This window comes from Algoriphagus boseongensis, assembly GCF_004362805.1.
GTDB classification, from domain to species: domain Bacteria; phylum Bacteroidota; class Bacteroidia; order Cytophagales; family Cyclobacteriaceae; genus Algoriphagus; species Algoriphagus boseongensis.
The window spans coordinates 15054-34200 of record NZ_SNYF01000011.1 but is presented as its reverse complement, the minus strand read 5'-3'; the positions used below and the strand labels follow the sequence as shown (position 1 = coordinate 34200).

The following is a 19147-nucleotide window of genomic DNA, read 5'->3' as shown; positions in this document are numbered from 1 at the left end:
ACTTTATCTAGGAGTTCGGAAATTCCGATCATACATCGCGACACTTTCGTTGATTATCCGCATGGCATCTTCCTTGCCGAGGAAGTCTTCTACTTTTACTTCCTTATTTTCCAATTTCTTGTAGTCTTCAAAAAATCGGTGAACTTCTTTCATCAAATGAGGTGGAAGTTCGTCGATATCATCGATATAATTCACCGACTGATCTCCGGCAGCTACAGCGATAATTTTATCATCGGCTTCACCCCCATCGATCATTCGCATTACCCCAATAACTTTTGCTTTCACCAAAGTCATGGAAGGAATATCAATTTGGGAAATGATCAAGATATCCAACGGGTCATGATCCTCGCAAAAGGTCTGTGGGATAAAGCCGTAATTTGCCGGATAGTGAACTGCCGAGAAAAGAACCCGGTCTAAAAGCAACATTCCTGTCTTTTTGTCCAGTTCGTATTTTCCTTTACTTCCTTTTGGAATTTCGATGACTCCCATCACGTACTCTGGAGCATCTTTGCCGATGTTTACATCATGCCATGGATTAATCATAAGCGTATTTTTTTTGGAAAAAATTCAAATTTTCTTTTGCAAAGATACGCTTCCTGATGACTTGTCCCCGAAAAATCAGTCGATTTTCATGCTGGGCAAAACTACTGTAATCGAAGTTCCTTGATGGATTTCAGATTCCAGGAAGATTTGTCCTCCCATTTGTTCTACTGCTTCCTTGACCATATAAAGGCCTAAACCTGTACCTACATTCTTTTGGGTAGCTCGGGAAAACAGATTAAAAACCTCTTCCTTGTATCGATCTTCAATTCCGATTCCATTGTCTTCCAAAACAATAGTAGCTTCAAGCTCAGTCACATCCACGGTCAATCCGATTCTTTTCTCATCGTGCTGATTTTTTTGGAACTGTACCGCGTTGCTGAAAAGATTATTGAGAATCACTCTGATTTTCGAATCATCGGAAAAGAAAGGGTAATTCTGATTTACTTGAAGCTCTACATGAAAATGGGATAAGTCGAACTTTTCACGGTACGCAATCATCTGTTGATCAAGCACATCCTTGAAATGAATCTCTGTAACCTTGTTTTCGATTTTAGTTGACCGATAAAAGTCTAGCATCTTATAAATAAAATCATCCAGCTTGCCAGTCGCGGTATCAATCATCTCAAAGTATTCTAACACATTGGGATCATTGACTTCCATTTTAGCCAATTTTGAAACACCCGAAATACTCATCAAAGGGCCTCTCAATTCATGAGAAAGGCTATAGACAAACTGATTCATTTCAGAATGCAACTTTTTGAGCTTTTGGTTTTTCTCCCTTAACTCTCTTCTCATGAAAAAGATATCTGCAGCATTCTTGATTGAATTCTTGATTTGCTCAATATTCCATGGCTTATCGATAAATCGGTAAACCTCCCCTTTATTAATTGCATCAATTACGCTGGCGATATCCGAATATCCGGTAAGGAGAATCCTTACAGGATCAGGATTGATCTTGACCATTTTTTCAAAAAACTCAGTCCCTGTCATTCCAGGCATTCTTTGGTCAGCTATAACCACATGAATTTCTTCTTCAGAAGCGATTCTGAGTCCTTCTTCGGCATCAATCGCCGTAAAAATTTTAAAGTCTTTCCTTAAAGATGCTTTAAATGACTTGAGATTATTATCCTCATCATCGATATAGAGCACATGAATTTTATCAATCATACTTTGGGGCGTTTTGATAAATTGGGAGTGTTATGATAAAAGTTGTTCCCTTTCCTTCCTCAGTTTCTACAGCCAGGGTTCCTTTGTGATTTTCAATAATAGAATAAACTATGGAAAGCCCCAAACCAGTACCTTTTCCAACTGGTTTAGTAGTGAAAAAAGGTTCGAAAATTTTATTTTTTACATGGTCTGGCATCCCCGGACCATTATCTTCAATTTCAATTTGAACATGATCTGAGAAAGATTTTGTAGTAATTAAAATCTTTGGATCTGGAATGCTATCCAAATGATCAGCCAGTGCATGGACTGCATTATTCAGGATATTCATGAATACCTGATTGATTTTCCCAGCCAAGCATTCCACCATAGGCAATTCTCCAAATTCCCTCAAGATTCTGATTTTGCCTGGAATAGAAGAGTTCAACAAGATAAGCGTACTGTTAATCCCGTCATGAATATCCACCTTTTTGACGTCCTGCTCATCCACTCGGGAAAATAGTCTTAGCCCTTTTACGATTTCAACGGTCCTTTTAGCTCCGTCTTCCATGCCTTTTAGCAGTTGGTCCACCTCATCAAGAACATAATCCAATTCCAAATCCTCCTCCAATTTCTTGGCTTCTTTCTTAGTTTCTGGAGTAAATTCTTTTTGTCCAGAATCACGATAGAAATCAATAATTTCCAAAATATCCTTAATATCCCTTTTCAATGGGGTGATATTCGAACTCACAAAATTGATAGGGTTATTAATCTCATGCGCGATACCTGCAGTCAACTGACCAAGAGAAGCCATCTTTTCCTGATTCACCAACTGGCTTTGGGTGTTTTGAAGATTTTTCAGTGCAAATTCCAATTCTTCAGTTCGACTTTTTACTTTCTCTTCCAGAATGGTATTCTGTTCACGAATAAGATTCTCATTTTCTCTCAAAACACGTAACCTCTCAGCTTGCTCTTCCTCTTTTTCCTTTTTTAGAATATTTATTTTATCCGCCAATGCAAAAGAAAGTAATACCACTTCTAATGCAGAACCAAAGGGCATAATATAAGCAGTAAGAGCATTTGTTGGAATTATGCCCATTTCACTGAACACAAAAAGAAATATTCCAATCATAAATAGGGACCAGGCCAATAAATAATATCTAGCCGGCCTAAAACCACTTCTTAAAACTGCATAAGCAACATACAATACATACAAAACTACTATTGATTGCGTAACTAGAATAACCTGATAACTTAAGGTTATGGAAAAAAAGAATGCATTGGCCAAAATGAAACCATATACAAAAAATATGAAATTAAATCCAAAATCCAGCATAGGAACAAACCTCTTCGTAGAAAGAAACATCTTCAGAAATAAAATTCCTACAATACTCACTAAAGAAGAGAAGATAACTATTGATCTTGAATTCATCCAATCCCAATCGGGCCAAAGAAGAAATTGGGTAAAACCGAGAATCGAAGCTTGAGCGAACCAAACCAGAAGAGTATGAACTACATACACAAAATATATATCATCCCTTACTGAGAAATAAAGAAATAGATTATAGAAAAATAATCCTACAAAAACACCCGTCAATAAACCAAATAAAATAAACTCAAATTCTAAAGAATCATCGAAGTCCCCAGACTCCATTATGTTAGAAATAAAAATTTTCTTATCTGAATTTTCAAGCTTTACTAAAATAAAGTCTGCTTGCTTTTCTTGCCTAGTTATGCTGAATGCAATTTTATGAGAATCGCGTTGATTAGAAGAAAAATCTGATAATCTCCCATTTGATAATTGATTAATTACTTCTCCATTCTTAAATGAAAACAAATCAATATGATCAACCAAAGAAGAATTCAAAACCAGGACAGGCTGATCAAATTGAGTAAACAATGAAGGATTTAGCTTAATCCATACTACTTGTTTATTGATTCCAAAATTATATTGATTGCAACCATTACTTTCGAATTTGTCGAGCGACAAAGCTATTTCTTCGGCAGACTTATTAGAGTCCTCCAATAAATACTCGAAGCAGTTAATTATCCCATTTTCCTTTCCTGATGAAAATGAATAGGTTGAAAAAAGGATTAGAAAAACAAAAAGAATAATTTTTTTACACATCTTTTCTCCAATCAGGGTTCTCTAAAATAAGGTCGTAGTTTACCAAAAAATCACCTTTTGGACCGACCTCGGTTTTTTCACATTTTAAATTATTACGAATTCCAAGAATAATTTCTCTTTCTTCAGGATCCGCCTTGGGAAGATTGTACGGGTCCTTCATTACTATTGAAGTTGCAACCAAATCTAATTTTGGATAAAAAAAGGTTCCAGAGTTCCCAATTCCCTCTTCAATTTCGAATCCTTTTTGAAGGGATGGTTTTAATGTATACTCAGCAACCAAGGCTAATAAGGATCCTAATTTAAGTTGTTCAGATATTGCAATTCCTGCCCGGATCAATAATACTGCTCCAATTCCGTACCCTGAAATAGATTTTGAATTCCATAACCCAGATACTTCTCCAGTCCCTTCAACTGAATATTTTTTAACCAGATCAAAAATCTTGTGGTCAACTTGTGAAACTGCCATTTCCATAGGCAAAGGATAATCAGGATGAGCAATGTGAATCCTAAGCCCACTTACAATTTCTCCTGTCTCCTCAACTTCAACTGTAATAACATACACGAATGGATTATACATCCAGTCATTATTAGATGAGGTAACCTTTGTAACTCCATATTGTCTCAAGACATCTGCATGCCCTTTGATAAAATTTTGACATCTCACCGGATCATCAATAGCTCGAAATGCCTTGAACTTAAACATATTATAGAACTATTAATGTTTCCTCCACGGGTCTTCTTAAAGCTCTTACGCTGGGTTCTCCCATCTTATTTAGCCTAAAGAGAAACAAATTTTGCTCATTTTCCTTGTTCTTAAAGATTGAATTAAAATCATTCTTCAATTTTTTTATTTCTTGTTCCTCTTTTGATGAAAATCCGCTTTTGCTTTCCCTTTCTACAAGATTAAAAATAAATAACATTGCTGTTACGGGCTGAAAGCTAATTCCCATACAATTCGCCTTAATCCATATTCTTTGTAAGACTTTCCCTGCATTTAAATACGATTTTGGGTCAAATTCTCCACCCTGGAGCAAGGCAACTCCTGAGGCGGTCAACAAGGTGTCTTTTGAAATTTTTGTAAGGCCATAACCCATTAAAAACTTCCTGAAAAATTTTACTGTCCTAGGATCTTTTAATAATCCCATCGCAGCTTTTTCAGTACCAGAAAGCTCCAATGTAGCAATATCAATTCCATCTCTTGATTCAATGGCTTCCTTTTCTGACCATCTAACTTCTTTAATAAAATCAGCAATCCCTTGATCGTGAAATAGCCTCATTCGGTCCATTCCACCCACCACTTTTGCAAGATTCTCCAAATCAGATTCATCTTCAGAAAATTTTAGGTTTAAACCACCCACGATTGCCAAATTCTCCAACACAGCAATTTCTTCGGGAGTTAAAAATATTCTTTCTCCATTTTTCCTATTGGTACATCGAAGGGAAATGCCTTCAGCTAGATCCAAATAAGGAACATCAACAGGTTTTTTAAACTTGGAAATAAATCTAATCGAAGCAATTAGCTCATCACCAAAGTTGTTAATATGAGAAATGAATTCTGTTTCAATTCCAATTTTAGCTGAAGCCAATCGTAAATTTTCAAGAGCTGCCCCAAAAGCAATTAGAGATCCGGTGCCTTTATAATCTAACATCGAATGGCTTCGCTTCGAGTCATGAATAAGGTGCAAAACCCCTTTTTTATCAAACACCCAAATCCATGGCTGCACATTTCCTCCAGAAGGAGCCAAATTTGCCTTTTCCACAATTTCTTTCAATTCCTCTTTAGATAAAAAATAGGCTGATTGGAGAATATTTGAAGGAATTTGAGAAATGATTTCCTCTTGAAAATCGGAAATCGCCTGATAATTGGGTTTTATTATTTCTTCCAACGGAGAATCGATTTTGAGGATATCGTCAAAATCAATGTAATACCTTCCTGAATCCACATTGCTTCCCAATAATAACTTTCTAGAGACATGTGCTACAGAGGCACCTCCTAAAAATACTCCTGAGGCCAACTGTGGCCAGGAAGTAATTGTTTGCCCTATTTCAAGAAGTGAAGTCTTCATCCTCAAGGACAGGGTTTCAAGGCCAGTAATTTTTAAAACAATCGATACTTTCTCCTTATTCGAAAGATTTTTAAGATCTTCTGGTTTAACTCCATCTAATAAGCCATGAAAACTAGGCCTATTTGGTTCTAAATCAAATCTTTCAATATCTAACATCCCTCTATCGGAAGTTTCCATAAGAACAGGGATTTTCTCTTTCTTAGCCTCCTCCCTCAATAAAAGTTTAATATCTAAACTATCGCACTCATCAATTAAAAGATCAAGGTGCCCTCCGCTGGTTAAAAAATCATGAATATTTGATTGATTAATTCCTTCCCTGTACACTTTAATGTTCAGATAGGGATCTATTTCACTTATTTCCCTAGCGGCAATTACTACTTTTTCAAGACCTAGACTTGTTACGCCTGCCTTTAATCTGTTTAAGTTGCTTAGCTCTAGGGTATCAAAATCAGCCAGTCTCAATTCTCCACAACCTCTTTCCAGAGAAATTGCAAGAGCGACACTTTGGCCAACTGAAAGTCCAACTATTCCAACTTTCTTTTTCCCTAATTCTTGTTGTTCTTCTGGAGTAATTTTGAAGTTATTTCTGAGTGTTCTAATTCTTATAAAATCTTCTTTAGGAAGCACATGTACAAGGGTGTTTTTCCAAGGGTAAAAAATCCAATTTCCAATAAAATCTTTCTCAGATAATGGCAAATATTTTCTGACTTCAAGATCTAGTTCAATTTTTGAAAAAGACCTTTCAGGATTATCTGCTTTAATCAAATCCGCTACTTGACTATCAATTTCATCAACCACCGTAAGAAAGGGATGCATCTTTAAATCAAGAATTGTTTCCCAACTCTCTTTAATACTAGGGTTGTATATCTCAGGATAGAACCGACCTTTTAGATCAATTTCTGAAGATTCAAGCATGTGCACTTAGGGTGATAAGCGAAGTAAATATAGATTTTTCAGAATTAATAAAAATTTTTTAGTAGATAAATTTGCTTCTAAGTTGATTGATTTTCTTTATCAAAAAGTACTGAATATCTCAATCACAATTTTCTGCATTTGTTTTTTAAGAGAAAAAGCAATTATTTGGTTTTAAAAATCACTTACGAGGTACTTCATTGATGGAAAGCCAGTCTGAGGAAAAAATCAAAATTCTTTATGTTGATGATGAAGAAAACAATCTTCAAGCATTCAAAGCCACTTTTCGAAGAGATTTCAAGGTATTCCTAGCTATTTCTGCACAAGAGGGAGAAAGAATTCTAAATGATGAAGAAATCGACATCATCATAACAGACCAGCGTATGCCTGAAAAAACTGGCGTTGAATTCCTTGAAAGCATAATCCCTGTACACCCTAAACCGATAAGACTACTACTTACTGGCTATACAGACATCCAAGCGGTAATTGACGCCATCAATAAAGGTCAGGTTTACCATTACCTTACCAAACCATGGGAGGAAGAATACTTGCGTACCGTGATCAAAAACGCGTATGAGGTTTATTCTTTGAGAAGAGAAAATGAAAGACTGACTCAGGCCTTGCTTAAGGCCAATGAGCAACTGGAATTTTTGCTTAGACAAAACCTCCTATCCTAATCAATACCTCGCCGCCAAAAGCAATTGCAGCTCTTTGTGATTCAAACCAAACTTCCTTGCAAGTAAAGCATTGGTGAGACTTCCTCTATAGGTATAAACTCCTCTCAGGAACCATTTGTAATTAAAAATCATCTCTTCAGCCCCACCCAAATCATTCATCTGCAAAATGATGGGTGTAAAAATATTACTCAAAGAATACGAGGCAGTTCGAGCAACTCTCGAGGCAATATTTGGAACACAATAATGAATGACGTCATGGACCTTAAAAATGGGGTCGTCATGGGTAGTCATTTTTGCTGTTTCGATACATCCTCCTTGATCTATTCCGACATCAATTATGATACTTCCATGCATCATGTTGGCCACCATTTCCTCCGTTACTACAATTTTATTTTTTCCCTTTTCTGCCCTCAAAGCTCCTATGACCACATCGGCTTCGGCTAGGGCATGCGTCAGGCTAAAATTATCCAAAGTAGAAGTATAAATCTGCTGCCCAATCAGGTGTTTGATTCTCCTCAGCTTATAGATATGGTTGTCAAAAACCTTAATATTTGCACCCAAACCTAGAGCAGTTCTGGCTGCATATTCCGCCACTGTTCCGGCTCCAATAATTACTACTTGAGTTGGAGGAACTCCCGTAACTCCTCCCAAAATCAATCCTTTCCCTTCATTTACGCTGGAAAGATACTCGGCTGCGATAAGCATGACCGTACTTCCTGCGATTTCAGACATGGCCCGGACTACGGGCATCCCGCCTACTTTGTCTTCTAAATACTCAAAAGCAACAGCGGTAATCTTCTTTTCATTGAGTGCTTGAATAAAATCAGCACTTTGATTTTCTAGCTGAAGAGCAGAGATCAAACAAGCCCCAGAAGACATTTCCTTGATTTCTTCAACAGAAGGAGGATCAATTTTTAGTAAAATGTCCGTTTGTAGAACTTCTTTGCGGGAATATGAAATTGTAGCCCCTGCATCTGAATAATCCTGATCTTTAAATTTGGCATGAAGCCCGGCTCCAGCCTCAACCACCACCTGAATACCATTATTACTCAACAAACCCACTGCTTCTGGAGTCAGAGAAACTCTTTTTTCATGGGGTGAAACTTCCTTTGGAATCCCAACATGCAAAGGTCTAGAGCCTTTTTTCACAGCAAGAGGTGATTCTTTGGTCATCAGCCCCACAGAGGTTAGTTCGGGAAAATCAGTCGGCATCTCGGCTATGTTGGAGGTGAATGGATCTTAAATTCTCGGAGAGAATTTCAAGTTTAATCAAAAGAAAATCATCAGGAATAAATTGGGCAATTTTTTCTGCCCATTCGATCCAGCAATAACTTCCACTATAAAAATACTCTTCTATTCCGATATCCAAAGCTTCAGACGGGTCATCCATCCGATAAAAATCGAAATGATAGATATTTTGACCGGATCGACCTGAATATTCATTCACTATCCCAAAAGTAGGACTGCTTACTTCATCTTCAACACCTAGATGATTAGCAAGCGCCTTGATCAAGGTGGTTTTTCCTGCACCCATTTGCCCCTGAAAAACCCAAATTTTTTCTGAGCCGGCTTGGTCAATAAGCCACTGAGCTGCAGACTTAATCGTTGTCAAATCGTAGGTTAATGTCTTCAACCTTATCCTTTTTTTGCTTGCAAATGTACAATGGGAACGATCATTTCTTCCAAAGAAATCCCCCCATGCTGGAAAGTATCCTTGTAATAATTCACATAGTAATTGTAATTATTGGGGTAAGCGAAAAAATAATCCTCCACTGCAAATACATAGGTCGAGGAAACATTGAGCTTTGGAAGTTTTGCTTCTTCAGGCTTTTTGATCTCAAAAACTTTCCCTGCCTCGAAGTTTAAATTCTTTCCTTGCTTGTACCGTAGGTTTGTAGTGACATTTTTATCCCCAACGATTCGGTAAGGCTTATTTACCTTTTTTGTCCCATGATCTGTGGTGACAATCACATCAAAGCCGCCGTGATGAATCTTTTTAAACAAATCAAAAAGAGATGAATGCTCAAACCAGCTTTTAGTCAGGGAACGATACGCAGATTCATCAGGAGCCAATTCCCGGATCATTTTCATATCCGTTCTGGCGTGTGAAACCATATCTACGAAATTATAAACCAACACATTCAAGTCATTTTGAACTAGGGAATGAAATTGATCCAAAACTGCTTTTCCCTGATTAGTTTGAATGATTTTATTGTAGCTGAATTTTATAGGAAGACGGTTTTTCTCCAGATTAATCCGAATCCAATCCTCCTCAAAATTATTTTTCCCCTCATCAGAATCTTCGTCTTCCCAGAGATTCGGATAAAATCTTGCCATGTCCAAAGGCATCATTCCGCTGAAAAGTGCATTTCGGGCAAAAGCCGTGGTGGTAGGCAAAATGCTGTAATACGTTTCCTTCTCTGCAATTAGAAAATAAGGGGATAGAAGACTTTCAATTTCCTCCCATTGGTCTAGCCGGAGATTATCGATGACGATGAAAAACAAGGGTTTGTGATTTTTCAGGACCGGAAAAACCTTCTCCTTCATCACCTTATTGGAGAGTAAGGGTTTATCTGTATTGGACTCTTCCAACCAATCCAGATAATTTTCTTTCACAAATCTGGCAAATGAGGAATTGGCTTCAGCTTTCTGGGTTTCCAGAACCTCAAGCATGTTTTTGTTTTCCGTCTCATCAATTTCGAGCTCCCAAAAAGTAAGCTTTCTATAGATTTCAGCCCAATCCTGATGATCTTGAGCATCACCCAAAGCCATACTGATCTGCATAAATTCCTGCTGATAGCTTTGGGTAGTTTTGGTATCGATAAGTTGCTTATTCTGAAGAATCTTTTTAACGGAAAGCCAAATTTGACTTGGATTGAGCGGCTTGATCAGGTAATCGGCAATTTTTCCCCCGATGGCATCGTCCATGATATGCTCTTCCTCGCTTTTGGTAATCATAACTACCGGAATCTGGGGCTTAAGCTGCTTGATTTGCTGCAAAGTCTCCAACCCAGTCATCCCTGGCATCATTTCATCTAAAAAAATCACATCGAAATTCTTGGTTTCTACCTCCTCAATGGCATCGACTCCGGAATTCACCGTGGTAATCTCATATCCTTTTTGTTCAAGAAATAGGATGTGGGGCTTGAGTAGATCGATTTCATCGTCTGCCCAGAGAATGCTGAACTTTTGAGACATGGTGAGTTCCGTTTGTTTTTAAAATTATAATTACTTTTGACCCAATCAAACGCGTGCTGATTGAAAAGCCAGAAAATACTCAATGATCCCGTTTACGGCTTCATCACTATTCCCAGTGAATTGATTTTTGAGATCATTGATCATCCTTACTTCCAGAGATTACGCCGGATCCGACAGTTAGGTTTGACCGACTTCGTTTATCCAGGAGCTCTGCATACCCGATTTCATCATGCCATCGGGGCTATGCATCTGATGAGCATCACCTTAGATAATTTACGGATCAAAGGGACTGAAATTTCTGAAGAGGAATACGAAGCTGCTTTAATTGCAATTCTTTTGCATGACATTGGGCACGGACCTTTTTCCCACGCCTTGGAATACAGCCTTCTGGAAGGCATTCCCCACGAAAGACTTTCTCTTCTGACCATTGAAATGTTAAATCAGGAATTTGGGGGGAAATTGGAGTTGGCTTTGCAGATTTTCAAAAACCAATACTCTAGGAAGTTTTTAAATCAATTGGTGTCGAGTCAACTGGACATAGATCGGTTAGACTACCTGCAGCGAGATTGCTTTTTTACAGGAGTCTCTGAGGGTACAATTGGAGCAGACAGAATTATCAAAATGATGGCAGTTCATAACGATGAACTGGTAATTGAGGAAAAGGGGATTTATTCCATAGAAAACTTCCTGAGTGCCCGAAGGCTTATGTATTGGCAGGTTTACCTGCATAAGACCACTGTCAGTGCAGAAAAAATGCTTATCAATTTGATCACCAGGGCAAAAAACCTGGCTCAAAGTGGAGTTCAGTTTCATGTATCGGATGAGTTCGCATTTTTCCTAAAAAACAATGTTACGCTGAGTGATTTTGAGCAGAATCCGACTATCCTGAAGCAATTCCTGAGCTTGGATGACTTTGATATCTGGGGAGCGATCAAACTTTGGAAAAATCATTCAGATTATGTGATCAGAAACATTTCCCAGATGTTTCTTACTAGAAATCTTTTCAAAATCAATCTGGTAAGTCAACCATTTTCTCCGGAGGAAATCAAAAACCAACAAGAAAACACACTTCAAAAACTTGGGATTGCGGATGAAGATTTACACTACTTTTTTTCCTATGGAAAAGTCAGCAATTACGGCTACCTCGCCACAGAACGAATCAATATCCTAACCAAAAAAGGAAATGTAATAGATGTCGCTTTGGCGGCGGACCTACCAAACATCCAAGTGATGAGTAAGGTCGTGGAGAAATACTATATATGTAAAGCCAAAAACTTAATTTTATCCTACTAATCCCACCAATCTGAAATGGAATTCACATTAGGGCAAATAGCGGCAATTCTAGGAGGCAAAGTAGAAGGGGAAGATCAACTTAAGGTGAGTAGACTGGATAAAATCCAAGAGGGAAAACCTGGAGGAATCAGTTTTTTAGCCAATGAAAAATATGAGCCTTACCTTTATGAGACTCACGCAACTGCCGTTATCGTTTCTCAAAATTTCACTCCCAGCAAGAAATTTTCCACGACTTTAATCCGGGTAAAAGACGCTTATTTGGGATTTACCCAGCTTTTAGAGGCCTATTCCCAGTTTTCCAAAGCATCCTTTGAGGGAGTTCAGGAACCTTCTTATATAGATAGTTCAAGCACCATGGGACCAAAAGGTTTCCGGGGAGCATTTTCCTACATCGGTAAAAACTGCCAAATCGGAGAAAATGTAAAAATCCATCCTCAGGCCTTTATTGGAGATAAAGTGAAGATTGGAAATAATACCATTATCCATTCGGGAGCTAGGATTTGTTCTGAAACAATCATTGGGGCCAACTGTGAAATTCATCCCGGCGCTGTGATTGGTTCGGATGGATTTGGCTTTGCTCCACAGGAGGATGGATCTTATAAAGCCATCCCTCAAATTGGTAATGTAATTCTCGAAGATCATGTGAGTGTTGGTTCCAACACTACTATTGATTGTGCAACCATGGGCTCAACCCTTATAAAAAGAGGAGCCAAAATCGATAACCAGGTTCAAATTGCCCATAATGTGATCATAGGAGAAAATACTGTCATCGCCGCTCAAACTGGAATATCAGGTTCTACGGAAATTGGCAAAAACTGTGTAATCGCAGGAAAAGCGGGGATAGTTGGACATATAAAAATTGCCGACAACACTACAATTGGAGCAAATACAGGCATATCCAAGTCTATCAAAACACCTGGGCAAACCATTTTTGGGTACATGGGCATGGAAATGAAAAACTTCCTGAAATCTTATTCGATTTTCAAAAATCTAGAAGGTCTAGAAAAGCGGATCAAAGAACTCGAAAAAAAGGGCTAATTTTGCAGCCCTGACCTTCCGAAAGGAATATTATGAAAGTAAAACAGCATACGATCAAAAAACAAGTGGAACTAGCGGGTGTGGGTTTGCACACTGGTGTGGTTTCTAATATGACCTTTCTCCCAGCTCCTCCAAATCATGGAATCAAGTTCCAGAGAGTGGATTTGGAAGGAAGACCAACAGTAGATGCAGATTGCGACTTGGTAGTTGATGTTTCCAGAGGGACTACTTTGGAGCAAAATGGCGCCAGAGTTTACACTGTTGAGCACGTTCTTGCTGCCTTGGTGGGATTGGAAATTGACAATGTTTTGATTCAACTGGATGGTCCAGAGCCTCCAATCATGGATGGATCTTCCATACAATTCATTGAAGTTCTTGAGGATGCAGGACTTGAAGAGCAAAATGCGCTGAGAAGATTTTTTGAAGTGCAGGAAAGTATCCAGTACAAGGATGCCTCCAGAGAAGTAGAAATGGTTGCTCTTCCTACTGACAACTATCGTGTGACGGTCATGGTGGATTATAATTCACCAGTCTTGGGAAGCCAGCATGCTTCCATCACGGATATCAGTCAATTCAAAAATGAGATCGCTTCATGCAGGACATTCTGCTTCCTTCATGAATTGGAAATGCTTTACAATTCCAATTTGATTAAGGGTGGTGATCTAAACAATGCTATTGTAGTAGTAGATCGAATTGTTGAAAAAGAAGAATTGGCGCATTTGGCAAAAATGTTCAATAAGCAGACAGTCGAAGTTAAAAAGGAAGGAATCCTGAATAATGTTGACCTTCGATACAGAAACGAACCTGCAAGACACAAACTTTTGGATGTGGTTGGAGATTTAGCCTTGGTTGGACGTCCGCTGAAAGCTCAGATTTTAGCTGCAAGACCAGGTCATGCAGCGAATGTGGCATTCGCCAAAAAGCTAAAACGAGCCATGGAAAAAGCAGGGAATTCTCATATTCCCTATTACGATCCAAAGCTTCCGCCGGTGATGGATATTAACCAGATCAGCAATATCCTTCCTCACAGATATCCATTTCAATTGATTGATAAAATCATTTATTTGGACGAAACTGTTGTAGCCGGAGTTAAAAATGTAACCATGAATGAGCCTTTCTTCATGGGACATTTTCCAGGAAATCCAGTAATGCCAGGTGTTCTTCAAGTGGAAGCTATGGCTCAGACAGGCGGAATTCTTGTTTTGTCTACCGTGGATGATCCAGAGAATTATTGGACTTATTTCTTGGGAATTGAAAATTGCAAATTCCGAAAAATGGTTCTCCCTGGAGACACCCTAATTTTTAAATGTGAACTTTTGGCTCCTATCCGTAGAGGCATCGCAAAAATGAGAGGAGAAGCCTATGTAGGTAGTACCCTTGTTTGCGAAGCCGTCATGACAGCCAGCATAACCAGAAAAGAATCATGATCAGTCCGCTCTCCTCAATTGATCCAGGAGCTCAACTCGGGCCAAATGTACATGTCGATCCATTCACCATGATTCATGAAAATGTGGTCATTGGAGAAAATACCTGGATTGGCTCAAACGTGACCATCTTTCCAGGAGCCCGAATCGGAAAGAATTGTAAAATTTTCCCTGGAGCTGTCATTGCCGGAATCCCTCAGGATTTAAAATTCCAAGGGGAAGAATCGACTGTGGTTATCGGAGACAATACAACGATCCGTGAGTGTGTAACCATTTCAAGGGGAACAGTCGACAAACAAACCACAGTGGTAGGAAGCGACTGCTTATTAATGGCTTACGTACACGTTGCTCATGATTGTGTGATTGGAAGTCATGTTATCATTGCCAACTCCGTTCAAATTGCCGGGCACGTTTCTATTGACGATTGGGCAATTGTAGGAGGATCCAGTGCAATTCACCAGTTTGTAAAAATCGGCATGCATGCGATGATTTCTGGTGGTTCTTTGGTTAGAAAGGACGTTCCTCCTTTTACAAAAGCAGCGAGAGAGCCATTGGCTTATGCAGGCGTAAATTCTTTGGGATTGAGGAGAAGAGGTTTTTCGAGTGAATCCATTTCCCATATCCAAGAAGTCTATCGCTATTTATTCCTTAACAGCATGAACAATAGCCGTGCTTTGGAAGAAATTGAAATCAACCTGCCTGCGACCAAGGAAAGAGATGAAATCCTCAACTTTATCCGATCTTCTGAGCGTGGGGTAATGAAGGGATATATCAATTGATATGTTGGAAATCCACTTACAGGAAGTAGCCAAGCGCTTTCAATACGAATGGATTTTCAAAAATCTCACCCTTCATATTCCCTCTGGATCCAGTATCGCCCTGACCGGAGGAAACGGATCAGGGAAATCTACCCTGCTTAAATGCATTTCAGGAAATATCCAGGTGACTTCCGGGAAAATTTCCTATTCCATCGCCAATAAACCCATCCCCGAAACTGAATGGTATTCTAATCTAGCGATTTCAGCTCCCTATTTGGAATTGCCCGAAGAGTTTACCTTGACTGAATTGATCGAGTTTCATTTTCAATTCAAAAAGCCTTTGGATAATATTACCTCCAAGGAATTGATAGAAATTCTTTATTTGGAACCACATACTCAAAAGCAGGTTTCTCAGTTTTCTTCAGGTATGAAACAAAGGCTGAAATTGGGTTTGGCTATGTTTTCAGATGTCCCACTTATTCTTTTGGATGAGCCCACTTCCAATCTTGACAAAAAAGGAATCGCCTGGTATAGTGAGTTGATCAAGAATTATCAAAAAGACCGAAGTCTGATTATTTGCTCAAACGAGCCAAGAGAATACGAATTCTGCGAGAAAAAAATTGCAATGGAAGATTACAAGTAAGATTTGAAGCTTTGATCTTTCCTTAATACACCTAATTTTACGATTCTAATAGTTAAGCTTATGAAATTCAAATTTTTGATTTTAGCACTTGTTTCAATTTCTTTTTTGACGCTTTCCTCTTGTGGGGATGATAAACCGGATCCAACTCCACCAAAAACCGCTGAAGAGCTAGCCATTGAAGCCCTAACTGGCTCAGGAACTCAGTCTTGGACCATTGCAGGAGGAGGATCAGTAACACGTGACGGGGTAGATATTACGAGCACTTATCCAAACTTTGAGATCATCCTAAATTCTGGATCTTCGAAAACTTACACCTCTAGAAACAGCAATGACCTTTTTGACTCCAATGGAAACTGGGCGTTCGCTGGAGCAAACTTCGACAAGATCACTTTATCGGGAACAAAGCCCGCTTCAGGAAGAGAAATATCTTTTACCCAAACTGGAAATAATTTAACCTTGGTCTTTACCATTCCAAGTCCTGGAAGCAGAACCAATGCCGTGGTGGGCAATTACAGCTTCAAACTGCTTAAAAAATAACCCACCTAGAAAAATTTAAGGGAGCCGAAAAGCTCCCTTTTTTATTTCAATGTCACCAAGGTAACCCCAGCTCCACCGCGATCGGCATGTTCATCCTCCATCCTTCCAACTTGAGGCATGGTTCTGAGCAGATTTCTGGTGATTTCTCTCAAAATTCCGTCTCCTTTCCCATGAACAATCCGGAGATTTTTCACACCCAGCATATACCCTTCGTCAATAAAGGTTTGAATCATGGCTAAAATCTCCTCTCCTCTTCTTCCCCTAAGGTCAAGATTGGGAGAATACTCCATCATTTTTTCGTTGGTATTGTAGTTTCCTCTTTTCTCGGAGGCCTTCACTTCTTTTTTAAATTCACCTTTCGAAATTTTTTCCAAACGGGTAAGCTTCACATTTGACTTCAAGTCTCCAATGGCAATTTCCACATCTTTATTTTTGATCGAAACTACCTCGGCTACCGCTCCATTGTCTTTCAACCTTACCCAATCTCCGGGTTCAATTTTTCCTCCAATGACCAAAATTTCAGGATCTTTTGGCGCTACTTTCTCTGGCTTGACTTCTTTCTTAAACTCCTCCAATTCTTTTCTCACCAGCTTGGTAACTTCCTTTTCGGCCTTTCCTTCTTTGATTTCCCGAATTACCGCCTCGATCTTTTTATTCGTCTGATCCAAAAGGGACTTTGCCTCAAGCTTGGCTTCCTGAATGTATCTTTTCTTCGTCAGTTCAAGAGTTTCTTTGAGCTGATTATATTCTTTGAGTCGAGTTTGGAGAAGCTTGTCTTTTTTCTTTACCTCATCCAGAAGACTGGTGTATTGATTTTTCTCGTTTTCCAATTGGGTCAATAATCGATCATACCGAACCCGCTCTTCCCCTATATGACCTTTTGCGTAAGCTAAAATCTCTTTGGACAAGCCTATTATTGAAGCAATTTCCAAAGCAAAAGAAGAACCGGGCTTGCCAATTTCCAATTGATAAATCGGCTCCAAGCGATCCACATCGTAGCGCATGGCACCATTTACCAAGCCTTGGTTTTTGTTAGCCAATTGCTTAAGATTTCCATAGTGTGTGGTGATCACCCCGAAAGCTCCTAATTTATTCAAAGCCAAAAGGATAGATTCGGCAATTGCCCCGCCAAATTGAGGTTCCGTACCAGTACCGAATTCATCAATGAAGAGAATGGTCTTTTTGGTGGCAAACTGGGTAAAATGCTTCATACTCATCAAGTGTGATGAATAAGTACTCAAGTCATTTTCCAGGTTTTGTTCATCTCCTATGTCAATAAAAAAATTATCAAACAAGGAACTCCTAGAATCCGGATGAACGGGGATCAAAAGTCCACATTGGAGCATGTATTGCAACAAAGCAACCGTTTTTAAGGTCACTGATTTACCCCCGGCATTAGGGCCGGAAATTATCAAAAGCCTTGCATTCCCCTCCAATTTAACATCCAGAGGCACTATTTTCCTCCCTTGGGATTTTAGAATTTTTTCCAAAATGGGATGCCTTGCCCGAGTCCAATTCAAAGTCTTCTCTTTGGACAAAACCGGTTTTACACTTTCTGTTTTCTGAGCAAATTTGGCTTTGGCACGAATAAAATCTATCAAACCCAAATAATTGGTGGCTTTACGCAAGGCAGGAATGGACGGTCTCAGCTGGTCAGTCAATCGGGTTAAAATCCGGATGATTTCCCGCTTTTCCATGTATTCGAGGTCCCGGATTTCATTGTTGATATCCAAGGCTTCCTCAGGTTCCATGAAAACTGTCTGACCCGTTGCAGATTCATCATGAATAAAGCCTCGAAGCTTTCTCTTGTTTTCAGCTGCTACAGGAATTACCATTCTTCCTCCTCGAATGGTCATCGCCGCGTCTTCGGGCGTCAAGCCTTTTGCTCGGGCATCTTTAAAAATCCTATCCATCACTTTCCGAAGTCTGGATTCTTCGTACAAAAGCTGATTTCTGATTAACTGGAGTTCCTTGCTGGCATTGCTGCGAATTTTTCCTTTCTCATCAATGATCTGATCAATAGCTTTGAGCAATCCCAAATCCAAGTCCAGCAAGAGCCCGAGTAAATTCCCCAAAGCTGGATAATTCTCTCCGTGCTTTTGGAAAAATGAGATACAGCCTCTGAGGGTTTGAAGCGCAAGCTTAACCTCATAAAATTCCTCCTGATCCAGAAAAGCTCCTTCCAGCTTCGCCTTTTCCAAAAAAGGCGTGAGGTTGGTAAAGTTTGAAGAAGGAAAAGGCTCGCCAGAAATAAGGATGTTCAGAAACTCCTCGGTTTGGTCTAGAAGTTTGCCAACGAGCTTGTTGTCTGAGGAAAAAGCAACTTTTTCAACATATTCCTGCCCCAAAGAAGAGGTACACTCTTCTTTCAGCAATTCCTTGATTTTGACAAAATTAATTTTCTGTTCGAGATTGGAGGGATATAGCATTACATTCTTTCCTCTATTCCTGGATTGGCTTCTTTTACCATCAGGGAATCTATCACCCTAGCGTAAATTTTTTCCATCATGGCGGCATCTTCCAGGTAATACTTCATACTAGATGTGAAAACCGAATCAGGCACTCCATGTTTAAGAAAAATCTCTTTTTCTAGAAGTCCATAAACCATAGTTGATGAATCATAGGGAATCGGCAAGGCACTCACAATTCCTTCTGTCAATTGGATGTCCAAAAGGATGGCAACCATTTGCTCTTCATCCAACAAACCCTCGGGGGTCTTTTTCTTGGATAGACAAGAGCTGGCAAAAATTAAAATCAAGAAAGGTAACAGTATTCGTTTCACGTGCT

Annotated in this window: 17 protein-coding genes; 7 read left to right on the top strand and 10 right to left on the bottom strand. The window is 39.2% G+C overall.

Annotation, left to right across the window (positions count from 1 at the left end; translation table 11 throughout):
* Positions 1-3 precede the first annotated feature (3 nt).
* The 5 genes from DFQ04_RS17540 to DFQ04_RS17520 form a co-directional block, all read right to left on the bottom strand.
* Positions 4-543, bottom strand: a complete 540-nt coding sequence (locus DFQ04_RS17540; RefSeq protein WP_133558307.1) for an inorganic diphosphatase — start codon at positions 541-543, stop codon at positions 4-6.
* Positions 544-618: 75 nt separating this feature from the next.
* Complete coding sequence (locus tag DFQ04_RS17535; protein WP_133558305.1) at positions 619-1710, bottom strand: hybrid sensor histidine kinase/response regulator; 1092 nt, start codon at positions 1708-1710, stop codon at positions 619-621.
* Entirely contained in the window at positions 1703-3814 is a 2112-nt protein-coding gene (locus DFQ04_RS17530) for a sensor histidine kinase (RefSeq protein ID WP_133558303.1), read from the bottom strand. The genes DFQ04_RS17535 and DFQ04_RS17530 overlap by 8 nt, the downstream gene beginning before the upstream one ends.
* Complete coding sequence (locus DFQ04_RS17525; protein ID WP_133558302.1) at positions 3807-4517, bottom strand: hypothetical protein; 711 nt, start codon at positions 4515-4517, stop codon at positions 3807-3809. The genes DFQ04_RS17530 and DFQ04_RS17525 overlap by 8 nt, the downstream gene beginning before the upstream one ends.
* Before the next feature lies 1 nt (position 4518).
* The gene (locus DFQ04_RS17520; RefSeq protein ID WP_133558300.1) at positions 4519-6795 is read right to left on the bottom strand and encodes an Rv1355c family protein; all 2277 of its coding nucleotides are present in this window, start codon (positions 6793-6795) and stop codon (positions 4519-4521) included.
* A gap of 200 nt (positions 6796-6995) precedes the next feature.
* Here DFQ04_RS17520 and DFQ04_RS17515 point away from each other — a divergent pair, with 200 nt between their 5' ends.
* Positions 6996-7469: a response regulator gene (locus DFQ04_RS17515; protein WP_133558298.1), complete on the top strand. Its 474-nt coding sequence runs from the start codon at positions 6996-6998 to the stop codon at positions 7467-7469.
* Here the strand turns inward: DFQ04_RS17515 and DFQ04_RS17510 are convergent, their stop codons facing one another.
* From DFQ04_RS17510 to porX, 3 genes are read right to left on the bottom strand one after another with little or no spacing between them, the layout of a single operon-like run.
* The gene (locus tag DFQ04_RS17510; protein WP_133558295.1) at positions 7470-8681 is read right to left on the bottom strand and encodes an alanine dehydrogenase; all 1212 of its coding nucleotides are present in this window, start codon (positions 8679-8681) and stop codon (positions 7470-7472) included.
* Complete coding sequence (gene tsaE / locus DFQ04_RS17505) at positions 8671-9102, bottom strand: tRNA (adenosine(37)-N6)-threonylcarbamoyltransferase complex ATPase subunit type 1 TsaE (protein WP_133558293.1); 432 nt, start codon at positions 9100-9102, stop codon at positions 8671-8673. Before tsaE ends, DFQ04_RS17510 begins: the two co-directional genes overlap by 11 nt.
* Before the next feature lie 2 nt (positions 9103-9104).
* The gene (porX, locus tag DFQ04_RS17500; RefSeq protein ID WP_133558291.1) at positions 9105-10667 is read right to left on the bottom strand and encodes a T9SS response regulator signal transducer PorX; all 1563 of its coding nucleotides are present in this window, start codon (positions 10665-10667) and stop codon (positions 9105-9107) included.
* 60 nt (positions 10668-10727) lie between these two features.
* Here porX and DFQ04_RS17495 point away from each other — a divergent pair, with 60 nt between their 5' ends.
* The 6 genes from DFQ04_RS17495 to DFQ04_RS17470 are packed head-to-tail and all read left to right on the top strand — an operon-like array spanning position 10728 to position 16360.
* Positions 10728-11960, top strand: coding sequence for an HD domain-containing protein (locus DFQ04_RS17495; RefSeq protein ID WP_133558289.1), 1233 nt, complete (start codon positions 10728-10730; stop codon positions 11958-11960).
* Between the two features lie 15 nt (positions 11961-11975).
* Positions 11976-12998, top strand: coding sequence for a UDP-3-O-(3-hydroxymyristoyl)glucosamine N-acyltransferase (gene lpxD, locus DFQ04_RS17490; RefSeq protein ID WP_133558287.1), 1023 nt, complete (start codon positions 11976-11978; stop codon positions 12996-12998).
* 32 nt (positions 12999-13030) lie between these two features.
* Positions 13031-14425: a bifunctional UDP-3-O-[3-hydroxymyristoyl] N-acetylglucosamine deacetylase/3-hydroxyacyl-ACP dehydratase gene (locus DFQ04_RS17485; RefSeq protein WP_133558285.1), complete on the top strand. Its 1395-nt coding sequence runs from the start codon at positions 13031-13033 to the stop codon at positions 14423-14425.
* Positions 14422-15201, top strand: coding sequence for an acyl-ACP--UDP-N-acetylglucosamine O-acyltransferase (gene lpxA, locus DFQ04_RS17480; protein WP_133558283.1), 780 nt, complete (start codon positions 14422-14424; stop codon positions 15199-15201). The genes DFQ04_RS17485 and lpxA overlap by 4 nt, the downstream gene beginning before the upstream one ends.
* A 1-nt stretch (position 15202) precedes the next feature.
* Positions 15203-15823, top strand: a complete 621-nt coding sequence (locus tag DFQ04_RS17475; protein ID WP_133558281.1) for an ABC transporter ATP-binding protein — start codon at positions 15203-15205, stop codon at positions 15821-15823.
* A gap of 60 nt (positions 15824-15883) precedes the next feature.
* Positions 15884-16360, top strand: coding sequence for a hypothetical protein (locus tag DFQ04_RS17470; RefSeq protein ID WP_133558279.1), 477 nt, complete (start codon positions 15884-15886; stop codon positions 16358-16360).
* 41 nt (positions 16361-16401) lie between these two features.
* Here DFQ04_RS17470 and DFQ04_RS17465 read toward each other — a convergent pair whose 3' ends face one another.
* Positions 16402-18789, bottom strand: coding sequence for an endonuclease MutS2 (locus DFQ04_RS17465; RefSeq protein ID WP_133558277.1), 2388 nt, complete (start codon positions 18787-18789; stop codon positions 16402-16404).
* Positions 18789-19142 (bottom strand): DUF4296 domain-containing protein, encoded by a 354-nt coding sequence (locus DFQ04_RS17460; RefSeq protein ID WP_133558275.1) that lies wholly within the window; start codon positions 19140-19142, stop codon positions 18789-18791. The genes DFQ04_RS17465 and DFQ04_RS17460 overlap by 1 nt, the downstream gene beginning before the upstream one ends.
* Positions 19143-19147: the final 5 nt, after the last annotated feature.